The organism is Tersicoccus sp. Bi-70 (genome assembly GCF_001968825.1).
Lineage (GTDB): Bacteria > Actinomycetota > Actinomycetes > Actinomycetales > Micrococcaceae > Tersicoccus.
Map to the genome: position 1 here is coordinate 16,516 of NZ_MIEU01000012.1, position 13,178 is coordinate 29,693.

At 73.2% G+C, this 13,178-nt stretch carries 14 protein-coding genes; 7 read left to right on the forward strand and 7 right to left on the reverse strand.

Features of this window, described 5'->3' with window-relative positions; all coding sequences use genetic code 11:
- Positions 1-118: 118 nt before the first annotated feature.
- On the reverse strand, positions 119-1,231 hold the full coding sequence (locus BGP79_RS09260; protein WP_076694864.1) for a low specificity L-threonine aldolase: 1,113 nt from the start codon (positions 1,229-1,231) through the stop codon (positions 119-121).
- Positions 1,232-1,298: 67 nt separating this feature from the next.
- Between BGP79_RS09260 and ybaK the strand changes: the two genes are divergently transcribed.
- Positions 1,299-1,793: a Cys-tRNA(Pro) deacylase gene (gene ybaK / locus BGP79_RS09265; RefSeq protein ID WP_076694866.1), complete on the forward strand. Its 495-nt coding sequence runs from the start codon at positions 1,299-1,301 to the stop codon at positions 1,791-1,793.
- A gap of 94 nt (positions 1,794-1,887) precedes the next feature.
- Here ybaK and BGP79_RS09270 read toward each other — a convergent pair whose 3' ends face one another.
- Positions 1,888-2,412 (reverse strand): O-acetyl-ADP-ribose deacetylase, encoded by a 525-nt coding sequence (locus BGP79_RS09270; RefSeq protein WP_198928460.1) that lies wholly within the window; start codon positions 2,410-2,412, stop codon positions 1,888-1,890.
- A gap of 78 nt (positions 2,413-2,490) precedes the next feature.
- Between BGP79_RS09270 and BGP79_RS16415 the strand changes: the two genes are divergently transcribed.
- The 5 genes from BGP79_RS16415 to BGP79_RS09295 all read left to right on the forward strand — a co-directional run bounded on the left by BGP79_RS16415 (position 2,491) and on the right by BGP79_RS09295 (position 4,907).
- Positions 2,491-2,730 (forward strand): hypothetical protein, encoded by a 240-nt coding sequence (locus BGP79_RS16415; protein ID WP_076694869.1) that lies wholly within the window; start codon positions 2,491-2,493, stop codon positions 2,728-2,730.
- Between the two features lie 261 nt (positions 2,731-2,991).
- Complete coding sequence (locus tag BGP79_RS09280; protein WP_143588368.1) at positions 2,992-3,195, forward strand: hypothetical protein; 204 nt, start codon at positions 2,992-2,994, stop codon at positions 3,193-3,195.
- A gap of 149 nt (positions 3,196-3,344) precedes the next feature.
- On the forward strand, positions 3,345-4,004 hold the full coding sequence (locus BGP79_RS09285; RefSeq protein ID WP_076694872.1) for an aspartate/glutamate racemase family protein: 660 nt from the start codon (positions 3,345-3,347) through the stop codon (positions 4,002-4,004).
- Between the two features lie 46 nt (positions 4,005-4,050).
- Positions 4,051-4,578: an SRPBCC family protein gene (locus tag BGP79_RS09290; RefSeq protein WP_076694873.1), complete on the forward strand. Its 528-nt coding sequence runs from the start codon at positions 4,051-4,053 to the stop codon at positions 4,576-4,578.
- Positions 4,575-4,907: a DUF3140 domain-containing protein gene (locus BGP79_RS09295; protein ID WP_076694875.1), complete on the forward strand. Its 333-nt coding sequence runs from the start codon at positions 4,575-4,577 to the stop codon at positions 4,905-4,907. Before BGP79_RS09290 ends, BGP79_RS09295 begins: the two co-directional genes overlap by 4 nt.
- Positions 4,908-4,982: 75 nt before the next feature.
- Here BGP79_RS09295 and BGP79_RS09300 read toward each other — a convergent pair whose 3' ends face one another.
- The 4 genes from BGP79_RS09300 to BGP79_RS09315 form a co-directional block, all read right to left on the reverse strand.
- On the reverse strand, positions 4,983-7,175 hold the full coding sequence (locus BGP79_RS09300) for a fructose-specific PTS transporter subunit EIIC (protein WP_076694877.1): 2,193 nt from the start codon (positions 7,173-7,175) through the stop codon (positions 4,983-4,985).
- Positions 7,176-7,268: 93 nt separating this feature from the next.
- Positions 7,269-8,237: a 1-phosphofructokinase family hexose kinase gene (locus BGP79_RS09305; RefSeq protein WP_076694878.1), complete on the reverse strand. Its 969-nt coding sequence runs from the start codon at positions 8,235-8,237 to the stop codon at positions 7,269-7,271.
- Positions 8,234-9,019, reverse strand: a complete 786-nt coding sequence (locus BGP79_RS09310) for a DeoR/GlpR family DNA-binding transcription regulator (RefSeq protein ID WP_076694880.1) — start codon at positions 9,017-9,019, stop codon at positions 8,234-8,236. The genes BGP79_RS09305 and BGP79_RS09310 overlap by 4 nt, the downstream gene beginning before the upstream one ends.
- A 170-nt stretch (positions 9,020-9,189) precedes the next feature.
- Positions 9,190-11,355, reverse strand: a complete 2,166-nt coding sequence (locus BGP79_RS09315; protein ID WP_076694881.1) for a S9 family peptidase — start codon at positions 11,353-11,355, stop codon at positions 9,190-9,192.
- 117 nt (positions 11,356-11,472) lie between these two features.
- Between BGP79_RS09315 and BGP79_RS09320 the strand changes: the two genes are divergently transcribed.
- Positions 11,473-12,480, forward strand: coding sequence for an SAM-dependent methyltransferase (locus BGP79_RS09320; RefSeq protein WP_143588369.1), 1,008 nt, complete (start codon positions 11,473-11,475; stop codon positions 12,478-12,480).
- A 64-nt stretch (positions 12,481-12,544) separates the two neighbouring features.
- Here the strand turns inward: BGP79_RS09320 and BGP79_RS09325 are convergent, their stop codons facing one another.
- Positions 12,545-13,132 (reverse strand): YitT family protein, encoded by a 588-nt coding sequence (locus tag BGP79_RS09325; RefSeq protein ID WP_076694883.1) that lies wholly within the window; start codon positions 13,130-13,132, stop codon positions 12,545-12,547.
- Between the last annotated feature and the right edge of the window lie 46 nt (positions 13,133-13,178).

Consider the following 13,178-nt stretch of genomic DNA (forward strand, 5'->3'; position numbering starts at 1 on the left):
CACCCGGGGTGGCCGGCCAGCGGCGTCCCCGGGGTATTCGCCGTCACCCGCGACGGAAGGTGACGACATCGTGCCTGTTCCGCCGGACCGACGCCGATGGCGAGGTTCGCGAACGCCGTCACGACGCCGATCGGTCCGTCGCGAGGGCCCGGTCGAGGATCCGCCGGCCGACAGTGACGACGTCGTCGGCCGACCACGCCAGGCCCGCGTCGCCGACGGTGACCTCGCCGGCGGCACCGCCGTTCCCGTCGTCGTCCCACCCGTGCACCCACCGCTCCCCCGTCGCCTCCAGGTCCGCGAGCACCGCCGCGTTCAGGGCGTCGGCCGGGACGTCCGCGCGGACGGAGAACTGCTCGATGTGCGGCGGGAACGGGGTGGGGTGCAGCTCGGGCAGCTGGGCGAGGGCGCGGGCGACGACGACGGCGTGGTCCACCCACGCGTCGAGCCGGTCCAGCCGCGCGTCGAGACCGTCGAGCGCCGCGAGCACGGCCGGGAACTGCATGTACACGTTGCCGCCGTACCGCACCCGCCACGGAAGCAGCGCCTCGACGACGTCCGGCTCCGCCGCGACGACCGCCCCGGACAGCCCGCCGAACGCCTTGTAGAAGGAGACGTAGACGGAGTCGGCCCGGGCGGCGATCTCGGCCAGCGGGTGCCCGAGGTGCCGGGTCGACTCCCACAGCCGCGCGCCGTCCAGGTGTACCGGAATGCCGCGGTCGTGGGCGGCGTCGGTGAACGCGGCGTACTCGTCCCACGTGGGCAGCAGGTAACCGAGCTCCTGCAGGGGCAGCTCGAGCACGGCCGCGGCGAGCGGCCCGGGTGTCGCCGTCAGTTCGGCGGCGGTCGGGTGCCGGGGCTCGGTGGTCGGGAACACGGGATCGAGCCCGGTCAGGAGCCGACCGGCATCCTCCTCGTGGACCTGGGTGTGGTGCGCCGGGTGCAGGGCCACCCGCGGCGTGCCGGCCCGGTCGGCCCACACCCGCAGCATCGCCTGCTGCGCCATCGTCCCGGTGGGGAACCACAGGGCGGCGGGCTTGCCGAGCAGGTCCGCGACGCGCCGCTCGAGCACCTCGACGACGCCGTCGCCGTACGCGTCGGGGCGACCGTCCGCGAGCGGGGCTGCGGCGAGCGCGGTGAGCCGCTCGGCCATGGTCAGGGGGCGCTCCCCGGAGAGGATCCGGGTGGCCCGGCGACTGGCGGTCCACATCCGGGTGCGCGCGTCATCGGTCATCGGCTCAGGCTAGCGCGGCGGTGCAGCGGTCCGGGGCCGCGAGACGACGTCGCGGTACGGTGACCGGATGACGCGGCACGGGAACAGCACGGGCGGCACGCCCGCCACCCGCGTGCTCGCCTCCGCCGGTGTGCCGTTCACCGAGCGGCCCTACGAGCACGACCCGGCAGCCCCGTCCTTCGGGCTCGAGGCCGCCGAGGCCCTCGGCGTGGAGCCGGCGCGCGTGTTCAAGACCCTCCTGGTCGACGCCGGTGCCGGCCTCGGCGTCGGCATCGTCCCGGTCGATTCCACGCTGGACCTCAAACGGATGGCCGCCGCGCTGGGGACCAAACGGGTGCGGATGGCCGACGTCAAGGACGCCGAACGCGTCACGGGGTACGTCGCCGGCGGCATCTCCCCGCTCGGGCAGCGGCGCGCGCTGCCGACCGTGCTCGACGCCGGTGCCCTCGCCCACGCCACGATCCTCGTCAGCGGTGGGCGGCGCGGCTTCGACGTCGAACTCGCACCGGGTGACCTGGTGACGCTGACGGGCGCGAGCGTCGCCACCATCGCCGCGGACTGAACCGGCCGAACCGGCGCGACCGAACTGAACCGACCGCACCGAGCCGACTGACTGTACCGGCCGAGCTGACCGAGCCGGCGCTGATGCCAGCGCGTCAGCCCTGCTCGCCGAGCCGCGCGGCCACCTGCTCTGCGAGCCGGTAGGTCGCCTCGTCGTAGAGCACCAGCGTGGCTGTTCGCACCGCCGTGGGCGTGGACCGCAGCGTCGTCAGCGCCTGGACGATCGCGTCCTCCTCCGGCCACCGGTACACGCCGGCGGAGATCAACGGGAACGCGATGCTCCCCGCCCCCACCTCGTCCGCGACGGCCAGGCTGGTCCGGTAGCAGGAGCGCAGCAGGTCCGACTTGTCCTTCGTCCTGGCCCAGGTGGGTCCGACGGTGTGGATCACCCAGCGCGCCGGCAGGTCGCCCGCGGTGGTGGCGACGGCCTCGCCGGTCGGCAGCCCCTCCGGGTAGTGGTCCGCCCGCAGGAGCCGGCACTCGTCGACGATCGCCCGGCCACCGGCCCGGTGGATCGCTCCGTCGACCCCGCCACCGCCGAGCAGCGTGTGGTTGGCGGCGTTGACGATCGCGTCGACCGCCCAGGTCGTGATGTCGCCCTGCGCCAGCTCGATGTCCATGCCCGTCATCGTGGCACACGGGTCGCCGGGCCACCGGTGACCCTTGTCAGGCCGCCGTCCCGGTGGTTCGCTGGCACCATGAGCAGCGAGAACCCCACCCCGGACGAGCACCTCACCGACGCCGAAGTGCTGCGCCAGCAGGTCGGCAGTACCGACGACACGGAGCGCGCCGGGCGGCCCGACTCCGAGGACGGATCCGACCCGGACGCCTCCGCCACCGTCACCAACGCCGAGCAGCAGGTGGGCGGCCCCACGGCCGGCCACCACGAGGGTCAGCAGCACAGCGACGAGCCCGACGGCGGCACCGACCCCACCTGATCGGGCGCACCTGCGCCACAGGAGCGGACGCGCGCCGGGCTCTCACACCCAGCTTTCTCACCGGAGGTGTCACCTGTCGCCGGGGCGTCATCAGGGCGCGCTGTCGGCGGTCCGCAGGCGTCACCGGACCACGTCGGCAGGCGCCGCCGGACCACGCACGCATGGCCGGATCAGCGCTCCGCCGCGTCGTGATCGAAGTGCAATCCGATCGTCACCCTCCCGCCGCCCACTCCGGCGTCGCCGCTCGGTAGCGTCCACGGCATGGACGTCATGGTCAGCACGCTCGTCACGTTCTCCGTTCCCGCATTCATCGCCCTGCTGCTGCTCGCGGTGGTCGTGGTCGTGTGGCAGCGGCACCGCTTCCTGACCCGGATGGCGGCGCGGGCCGAGAAGGAGGCCGCGCAGCGGCGGATCCCGGAGCGTCCGACGCGCGAGCCGCGAAGCGCTCTCAGCACCGCGTCCTGACATCCGGGGACGTCTCCGGGGCGGTGTGATCCGCACCCTGGTGTGATCCGCACCCCACAGCGGATCGTCATGCGGCGCACATCCGGGCGAAACATGCGCCTCCTAGCGTGAGTGGTGTCCCCACCCGAGCCACCCCAGGAGACGCCATCATGAAGGTCGGACTGATCCGCGCCGTCACGGCCACCGATCCCCGCCTGCTCGACAGCCACGGCGCCGCACTCGAGAACACCTTCGGCTTCGAGGTCGTCACCCGTGCCATCGAGGACCAGCCCGACGGCGTGTTCGACGACGCCTCCCTCGCCGCGGCGATACCCAAGGTCGTCCGCCTCGCCGTCGAACTCGCGCCCGACGTCGATGCGATCGTCATCAGCTGTGCCGCCGATCCCGGCCTCGAGATCGCCCGGTCGCTGGTCGACATCCCCGTCGTCGGCGCCGGTTCCGCGGCTGCCGCGGCGGCGGCAGCGTTCGGTGGCACCGTCGGCGTCCTGGGGCTCAGCCGCAACGCCCCCACCGTGATCGCCGACGCCATCGGGGACCGCATGCTCGTCATCGACGGCGCCGGGGCCTCCCACCGTCCCGCGGACTACCTCACGCCCACGGGCGTCATCGACGCCATCACCGACGCGCACCTGCTGGCGGACGCGGGCGCCGACGTCATCGTGCTCGGCACCACCGGGCTCTCGAGCATCGGGATGGCCGCCGAACTGCGCCGCCGGCTGGAACTGCCGGTCATCGACGCGGTGATCGCGGCCGGCTCCATGCTCGCCTCCGGTGTCGCGGCCCGGCAGAACCACGCGCACCTGGTCTGAGTCGCATCGCGGGCGACCCGGGCACCCACCTTCTACACTGACCGGCATGAGCAGCTTCGCGATCTCCCGCAGCCGCGTCGTCGACGCGCCCGCCGAGACCCTGTTCCCCTTCGTCGACGACTTCCACCGGTGGACCGCCTGGTCCCCGTTCGAGGGCGTCGGCCCGCAGCTGGAGCGCACCTACTCCGGACCCACCGCCGGCGTCGGCGCTCGCTACGCCTGGCGTGGCGACCGCAAGGCCGGGGCCGGCTCCATGGAGATCACCGAGTCCGATCCGCACACCCGGATCGGCCTGACGGTCGAGTTCATCAAGCCGTTCAAGGCCGTCAATCACACGACGTTCACCTTCGACGCGGCCGGCGCCGGGAGCACGCGGGTCACCTGGACCATGACCGGTCGGAACCGCGGCCTCTGGGCCCTGCTCGCCCGGATCGTGCCCATGGACAGGATCCTCGGCGGGGACTTCGAGAAGGGCCTGGAGCAGTTGGCGGTCGCCGCGACACGTGGCTGGAGTGGAGGCCGGAGCACCGGCACCGGCACCGACACCGACACGGAACGGGAGGAGCACGCGTGAGCGAGGACCGCGAGGGTACCTGGAAGGACTTCGGCGAGGCCGTCAACATGACGGCCTCGGAACTGGAGCGGTGGCTGAGGACCGACGAGGCGAAGGACGTCGGCCAGAAGGACGGCGGCGGCGAGTCGACCGGTCACGAGAGCGGCCGCCACATCGTCAGGATCCTGAAGGCGAAGAAGGCCGACCTGACGGACGGGGACTGGGACCAGATGGTCAAGGTCGTCGGCTACGTCAAGCGGCACGCCGCGCAGCGCCCGGACGGCGACGTCGAGCACACGCGCTGGCGCTACTCGCTGATGAACTGGGGCAACGATCCCCTGAAGAAGTAGCCCGGCGCGGGACGCCGAACGGGCGGTGACTCCTTCAGGGAGTCACCGCCCGTTCGTGTGGGTGGGACGTGCGGGTCAGACCGCCGCGGTCTGCCGCGAGGGGCTGACCACCTCGTCGCGGTCGTCCTCACGCCGGCGGTTGCCCACCCGCTTGAGGGCGATCAGCGCCGCGGCCGAGACCGCCGTGCCGACGAGGATGGAGAGGATGAACAGCAGGGGGTTGTTCATCGCGAAGAAGACGAAGATCCCGCCGTGGGGAGCCTGGGAGGTGACTCCGAAGCCCATCACCATGGCGCCCGTCACCGCGGCACCGACCATCGAGGCCGGGATGACGCGCAGGGGGTCGGCCGCCGCGAACGGGATGGCGCCCTCGGAGATGAAGGACGCCCCGAGCAGCCACGCCGCCTTGCCGTTCTCCCGCTCCGCGAGGCTGTAGCTCTTCTTGTCCAGCGTGGTCGCCAGCGCCAGGGCCAGCGGCGGAACCATGCCCGCGGCCATGACGGCGGCCATGATCTCCAGCGGCGCCGGGTTGGAGACGACGTTGCCCGCACCGAGACCGGCGACGGCGAACGAGTAGGCCACCTTGTTGACGGGGCCACCGAGGTCGAACGCCATCATCAGGCCGAGGACGATGCCGAGGACGACGGCCGCTGCCCCGCTCATGCCGGTCAGGGTCGTGTTGAGCCACTGGGTCAGCGCCACGATCGGGCCGCCGAGCACCATGAACATCAGGCCGCTGGCGACGATCGAGGCGACGAGCGGGATGATCACGACGGGCATCAGACCGCGCAGCCACCGCGGTGCCGGCAGTCCGGCCAGCCAGTGGGCGACGACACCGGCGAGCACGCCGCCGACGAGACCGCCGAGGAAGCCGGCGCCCATGAACCCGGCGACGGCACCGGCGACGAAGCCCGGTGCAATGCCCGGCCGGTCCGCGATGCCGTAGGCGATGTAGCCGGCCAGCGCCGGGACCAGGAAGCCCATGGACAGGGCGCCGATCTTGAAGAGCACGGCGCCGAGGTAGATGCCGAACGGGCCGAGGAAGGCCAGCGGGCTGTGGGTCTCCACGCCGACGGGCAGGTTCCACAGCTGGTTCTTCAGCACGATGTCGTCGGCGAACTTGGTGATGTCGTAGCCACCGAACAGGAAGCCGAGGGCGATCAGCAGACCACCGCCGGCGACGAACGGGATCATGTAGCTGACACCGGTGAGCAGGACGCGCTTGGTGCGGGCGCCGAGGCTCTCCCCCGCGCCGTCGTCCTCGACCGCGCCCGACGCGTCACCCGCGCCGGCCACCCGGCGGGCGTTCGGGTTGTCGGCGGCCGCGAGGGCCTCCTCGATCATCTGCTTCGGCTCGTCGATGCCGCGCTTGACCGGGCCCTGGATGACGGGCTTGCCGGCGAAACGGCCCTTGTCCCGGACGTCGACCTCGACCGCGAAGATCACGGCCGCGGCGTCGTCGATGACCTGCTTGGGCAGCGGGGTCGCCCCCGCCGAGCCCTGGGTCTCGACCTGCAGCGGCACCCCCATCTCGTCGGCCGCGGCCTGCAGCGAGTCGGCGGCCATGTAGGTGTGCGCGATACCGGTGGGGCACGCGGTGACGGCGACGAGGGACTTGCGCCCCCCGGACCCGCCGGAAGCTCCCGCACCGGAACCCGCAGCAGCCGCCGTCCCCGCGCCCGCAGCGGCACCGGCAGCGCCGGCAGCCGTGGCCCCGGTCGCGTCGGCGCCGGCGTTGGCACGGCGCTCGTCGGCGACGGCCTCGGTCACCCCGGTGCCGGCCCCGGCCGACGTCGGCGTGGCCGCGGCGGCCGGCTGGTCGCTGATCGCGTTCTCCACCAGGTCCACAACGTCCTGCGGGGTCTTCGCGGCCCGGAGCGCCGCCGTGAAGTCCTTCTTGATCAGGGACCGGGCGAGCTTCGCGAGCAGCTTCAGGTGCGCCTGGTCCGCCCCCTCGGTCGCGGCGATGAAGAAGACGATGTCGGCAGGGCCGTCGTTGGCCCCCCAGTCCACGCCGCGCGGCAGCCGCGCCATGGCCAGCGACGGCGTCGTCACGTGGGCCGACTTGCAGTGCGGGATGCCGATCCCGCCGGGCACGCCCGTCGCGGTCTTCGACTCGCGGGCCCACGCGTCACCGTAGAGGCCGTCGAGGTCGTCGGCGCGGCCGGCGGACACGATGGAACTGGCCAGGTGCCGGATGACGGCGGACTTGTCCCCGCCGAGATCCTGGTCCAGAGTGACCAGCTCCGGAATGATCATCGATGACATGTCATCTCTCCTTGTGGTTGGCACCCGTCGGGTGACGTTTCAGGCGGTGCTGCGCGAGGTGGCGCACGAGGTACTGCTGTTCCAGGGACTGCGTCAGATGCTGCGGGCGAACGGCGTGAGCACGACGGCGTCAGGGGTCGTCTGCTCGAGAGTGGGCACGGTGGATCCGGGCAGGGAGGCCGCGGCCGCGCCGTGGGCGACGGCCTGCCGGGCGCACCCGGCCAGGTCGGCGCCGCGCGTGCTGGCGATGAGGAAGCCGGCCAGGGACGAGTCGCCGGCGCCGACCGTGCTCCGGGCGGTGACCGGCGGGTGGGTGACCCGGAACGACTCCTCGGCGGTGACGACGAGGGCACCCTTCGAGCCGAGCGTGGCCAGGACCGTGCCGACGCCCTGTTCGACCAGGCCGGCGGCCGCGCGGGCGGCCTCCTCCGGGTCGGACTCGAGGCTGTCGCCGTGCCCGACGCCGGTGAGCTCGGCGAGCTCCTCGGCGTTGGGCTTGATCAGGTCCGGCGCCGCGTCGGGGCCGGCCGCGAGCACGGTGGCCAGCGGAGCGCCGGATGAGTCGACGGCGATGCGCGGAGCCTGCGCTCCCCAGCGGGACCGCACCTCCCGGATCACCTCGACGTAGAAGTCCCCCGGCAGGCCCGGCGGCAGGGACCCGGCGAGCACGAGCCAGGACGCTCCCGCGCTGTGGGCGGCGACCAGGGCGAGCAACTCGACGCGCTGCGCGGCGGTGAGCGTGGGCCCGGGCTCGTTGATCTTCGTGGTCGTCCCGTCCGGCTCGGTGACGGTGACGTTGCTGCGCAGCGCCTGGCCGATCGGCAGGGTGCGGTGCGGGATGCCCTCGGCGCGCAGGGCGGCGACCACCGGGTCGTCGTCGTCGCCGGGGAGCAGTGCCAGGGACTCCTCGGCGGAGGCCACCAGCGCGCGGCTGACGTTGACGCCCTTGCCGCCCGGCTGCTGACCGGCGGCGACGGCGCGCTGCACCTCGCCGCGGGCGAGAGCGGAGGGCAGTTCGATGGTGCGATCCAGACTCGGATTCGCCGTGAATGTGATGATCATGCGACCAGGACCTCGACTTCCGCTTCGTGCAGCGCCTCCCGGAGGGTCCCGGTCGGCTCGATGTCGGTGATCAGGGTGTCGACGGCGTCGAGTTCGGCGAACTGGACCAGCGCCGTGACGCCCAGCTTGGTGGCGTCCGCGAGGACGACGATGCGGTGCGCGCTGCGCACGAACGCGCTCTTGATCGACGCCTCCTGCGCGTCGGGCGTGCTCAGCCCGAAGGCGGCGTCGATGCCGTTGGTGCCGAGGAAGGCGATGTCGGGGCGCAGGCGGCTCATCCGCTCGACGGCGGCGGGCCCGACGGCGGCACCCGTGGTGGGCCGGATGCGTCCCCCGAGGATCTCGAGGTCGATGTTGGCCGCACCGGTCAGGGCGGTGGCGACCGGCAGGGCGTTGGTGATCAGGAGCAGGGCGGAGGCGCGGCTCGCGCAGGCGGGCCCGAGCTGGGCGGCCAGCGCCGTCGTCGTCGTGCCCGCGTCCAGGACGACCGAGCCGGTGGCGGAGGACGGCACCAGGGCGAGGGCGGCCTCCGCGATGCGCGCCTTGGCGTCGACGTTGCGGTTCTGGCGTTCGGGCAGCGACGCCTCGGCCAGGCTGACCCTACTGGCGGCCACCGCTCCCCCGTGGACCCGGCGCAGCACGCCCTCGGTCTCGAGCAGGCTGAGGTCCCGGCGGATCGTCTCCTGCGTCAGATCGAACGCGCTGGCCAGTTCCCCGACGCTGACGCGCCCGGAATCGGTGACCCAGCGCGCGATGCGCAGCTGACGCTCCTCGGCGAACATCCCGCTCCCTTTCGTGCCTGTCATGGGAAGCCGCACGAGCGGGTGACCCCGCTCACAGGGTGTGGCAGGCACCACCGTACGTGGGTTCATCTGTGAGTGTCAAGCAAAACCAAACAAACACAGACGAACCCACGTAAGGTTCAATAGGGCCGCAGGTCAGCGGCGTGAGGTCATGCGGCCGTGATCGGCAGGTGATGGGCCCACCAGTCGAGGATCGCGTCGAAACGCTGCTTGCGGTGCCACGGCGTGCCGGACCGGGAGAGCTCGTGGTTCTCCCCCGGGAAGATGAGCAGCTGGGCCTCGACGCCGACGTCGAGCAGTCGCTCGAAGTACCGCTGGGCCTGCGGCAGCGGGCAGCGCAGGTCCTGCTCGGAGTGCAGCACGAGCGTGGGGGTGCGGACCTGGTCGGCGACGGCGTGCGGGCTCTGCGCGCGCATCGCCTCGGGGTCCCGGCCGACGTACTCGTGCCCGAAGAACGAGCCGATGTCCGAGGTTCCGACGAACCCGTCCGGGTCGAGGAAGCCGCGCTCCACGATGGCCCCGGCGAACCGGTGGTCGTGCGCGATCAGCCAGGCGGTGAGGAAACCGCCGTACGAGCCGCCCATGATGCCGACGCGGGTGCCGTCCAGGGCCGGATCGGCCGCGACCGCGCCGTCGAGGAAGGAGAGCACGTCGGTGGCGTCCACGGTGCCCATCGCCTGCCGGATGGACCGGCCGTGCTCCTGGCCGTACCCCGCGGCACCGCGCGGGTTGCACATCACGACGGCATAACCGGCCTCCACGTACACCTGCGCCTCGTCGAAGAGGTTCCACCCGTACTGGGCGTACGGGCCGCCGTGGATGTTCAGCAGCACCGGGTGCGGGCCCGGGCCCGCCGGCGTGAGCACCCAGCCGTGCACCGGGTAGCCGTCCGCGGCGGTGATGGTGCGCTCGACGGGCACCACGACGTCGGTGACGGCACGCAGGGGCGCGCTCAGGTCGGTCAGCGGCCGCAGCTCGTCCTGACCCACCTCGGCGAGATCGCCGGCGGATTCCGGGCCGCTGACGGCGACCACGATCCGGCCGGCCGCCGCGGCCACGCCGGTGACGACGTCCTCGGCACTGTGCAGGGTGCGCACGGCACCGCCGTCCACACCGCTGTCGACACCGCCGTCCACGCGCACGACCTCACCGCGGCCCCGGGCGTTGACGACGACCAGAACGGCGCCGTCCCCGGTCGGCACGAGCCGCCCGTCGCCGCCGGAGGGGTCCATCGTCTCGGGGTCCGTGAGCCGGCGCGGGGTGCCGCCGGTCGCGTCGGGGCCGGCGGGCGTCTCGAGCAGGTACACGGCCGCGTTGCGGGCGACGAAGTCCTGACCCTCCGGCCCGGTGTCGCCGGCCAGCACGTAGAGGTGGCGGCCGTCGGGCGTCGGCACCACGGAGGAGGCGCCGAGGTCCGGCGCGCCGGCGGTGACGAGCCAGGGCCCGTTGCCGTCGACGTCGGTGGCGTACACGCCCGTGCGCAGGTCCGTGTCCTGCGTCGCGTGCAGGGCGGCGACGAAGTAGATGGTCCGCCCATCGGGGGCGAACACCGGAGCCTGGTGATCGGCGTTGCCGTCGGTGAGCTGCGTGGCCTCCGGGACGAGCAGGTGCTCAGCCTTCTCCGCTGCCTTCCCGGCGTCCTTTCCGGTGGTCTCCTCGGCCGTCTCGGCCGTCTCGGCCGTCTTCTCGGCGGACGTGTCGGCGTCCTTCTTCGCAGCCTCCTTGGCGCGCCCGACGGGCTCCACCGGCGGCTCGGCGTCCAGGTCGGGCAGCTCGAGCAGGAACAGCTGGGCCGGCCGATCCCGGGTGTAGCCGAGACCGTTGGCCTGGTAGCGGTGTCCGGTGATCAGCCGCGGGTCCTCGGCTGTCGCGCCGACCCCGTCGAGCGAGCCGTAGCGGCCCGTCTCGGGCTCCCGCGAGACGATCACCACGTGCCGGGAGTCCGGGCTGAACGCGAAGTCGCTGACGCCGAGCAGTCGGTCGGTGACGACGCGCGGCTCCCCGCCGTCGGCGGACACGACGGCGAGCTGGGCCGGTCCGCCGGTCGTCCGGAGGAAGGCGATCAGCCGACCGTCCGGGCTGAAACGCGGGGTCGTGTCGTGGCGGCCCTGGGTGAGGCGGTGCGGGGTGGTTCCGCGTCGAGCGGTAGCGTGCGGGCCTTCCGCTCCGCCCGCGAGCGGGAGGGAGAGGAGCTGACCCACGTAGGCGTCGGCGGCCAGGCTGGGCCGGGAGGTCGCGACGATGACGCGGGTGCCGTCGGGGTGGATGGAGGGCGTGCCGGGGGTGACCAGCAGCTCGATCTGTTCTGGGCGCATTCGATCAGCCTACTGAGATCCGCGGTGATGCGGATCACGTGACCGCGCGGGTCGACCGTCGTGTGGCCGCCGAGCCGGCGACGGACCGACCTGCGTCGCCCTTCCTAGGATGGACCGGTGACCGCCGATGACCCTGTGCCACCTCCGGAACCGCAGGCCGACCCGCTGCCGGCGTCGCTGGTCCGCGCGGTCGACCTGCTGCGATGCCCCGTGTGTGAAGCGCAAGGGCTCACCGCGAGCGCCCGGCGCTCCCGCGTCGGCGGACTGACCTGCCCGGAGGGTCATCACTGGGACGCCGCCCGGCAGGGGGTCGTCAACCTGCTCACCGGCGCGGGTACCCGGTTCACCCCGGACACCGCGGCCATGGTCGAGGCCCGCGACCGGTTCCTCGGCGCGGGGCACTATGCGCCGGTCGCGCAGGCGGTGGCGGACGCGGCGACCCGCGGCGGGACATCGGCAGTCGCGGTGCTCGACGCCGGGGCCGGCACCGGCTACTACCTCGCCGCCGTCCTCGACGCGCTCACCGCCGAGCCCGCGCTCGCCTCCGAATCCACTGATGCCGACTCCCGAACCGAGGCCGGGACCGGCCCCGAGGCTGGGCCGGCGAGTGTCACCGCGATCGGTACGGACCTCTCCCCCGTCGCACTGCGACGCCTCGCCCGCGCCGCACCCACCGCGCTGCCGCTCGTGTGGGACACGTGGCGGCCCCTGCCGGTCCGGGATGCCGCGGTCGACGTCGTGCTCGCGGTCTTCGCCCCCCGCAATCTCCCCGAGTTCGCCCGCGTCCTCACGCCCGACGGCGTCCTCGTCCTGGTGACGCCCCGGCCCGGCCACCTGGCGGAGCTGCGGGAGCTCACCGGCATGCTCGCGGTCGAACCGGGCAAGGAGGAACGGCTGCACCACGCCCTGACCGGTCACTTCACCGTGGTCGACGAGCGGGAGGTCGACGTGCCCCTGGACCTCACCACCGCGGACGCCGCCGACGCCGCGTTCATGGGGCCGGCGGGTCACCATGCGAGCGCGGATGAACTGGCCGGACGGCTGGCGGACGTCTCGACGCCGATCCGGGTGACCGCCCGGGTCACCGTGCACACGCTGCGACCGCAGGCGCACCCGACCGACTGACGTCCGGGCGCCGGACAGCGAGGCGAGGCGCCGGCACCGTCACGACGGCGGTCAGAACCGCGGGTCAGTGCTGGACGTCGACGCGGAGCCAGCCGAGGAACACGTGCACGAGCGGACCGACCGCCGCGGCGAACACGACCGTGCCGATGCCGACGGTGCCACCGAGCAGCCACCCGACGACGAGCACGACGACCTCGAGCGACCCGCGCACGGCCCACACCGGCAGTCCGGTCCGCCGGACCAGCCCGGTGAACAGCCCGTCGCGAGGCCCCGGGCCGAGCCCGGGCCGCAGATAGACGGCGGTGGCGAAGGCGAGCAGCACGACGCCGCCGACCAGCAGGCCCGTGCGCTGCAGCCACACGCCGGTCGGTGCGACGAGGGCGAGGGTCGCGTCCGCGAAGAGTCCGACGAGCACCGCATTGGCCAGCGTGCCCCAGCCGGGACGCACCCGCAGCGGGATCCAGCACACCAGCACCGCGACGCTGACGAGGATGGCCGCGATCCCGAAGGTGAGGCCGACGCGGCGGGAGACGCCCTGGGCGAGCACGTCCCACGGGCTCGCGCCCAGTTCCGAGCGGATCATCAGGCCGATCGCCATCCCGTAGAGCGCGAGCCCGGCCAGCAACACGATGACCCGCCCTGTCGTCCTCACCTCGTTGTCCTATCACGACGTGGTGCGATGGTGGCCACACGACGCC